The sequence below is a fragment of the Mitsuaria sp. WAJ17 genome (genome assembly GCF_014174515.1).
Classification (GTDB): Bacteria; Pseudomonadota; Gammaproteobacteria; order Burkholderiales; family Burkholderiaceae_C; genus Roseateles_B.
In genome coordinates this window covers 1-305 of record NZ_JACJUG010000173.1, presented here as the reverse complement: position 1 = coordinate 305, position 305 = coordinate 1, and the positions used below count along the sequence as shown (strand labels likewise).

Genomic DNA, 305 nt, shown 5'->3' with positions numbered 1-305 from the left:
CCATCCTCCTGATCGAACACGACGTGAAGCTGGTGATGGGCCTGTGTGACCGGGTGACGGTGCTGGACTACGGCAAGCAGATCGCCGAGGGCACGCCGACGGATGTGCAGAAGAACGAGAAGGTCATCGAAGCCTATCTCGGCACAGGTGGTCATTGACCGCCAGCCCAGCAAAAGACTTGGAGTCAAAGATGACGAATGAAGTGCTGTTGAAGGTCAGCGGGCTGAAGGTGGCCTACGGCGGGATCCAGGCGGTGAAGGGGGCGGACTTTGAAGTGCGTCGCGGCGAGTTGGTGAGCTTGATCG

At 59.7% G+C, this 305-nt stretch carries 2 pseudogenes; both read left to right on the top strand.

The window, feature by feature from the left end:
- Positions 1-158 (top strand): annotated as a pseudogene (locus H5407_RS23935) (ABC transporter ATP-binding protein); the annotation flags it as partial.
- A gap of 32 nt (positions 159-190) precedes the next feature.
- Positions 191-305 (top strand): annotated as a pseudogene (locus H5407_RS24585) (ABC transporter ATP-binding protein); the annotation flags it as partial.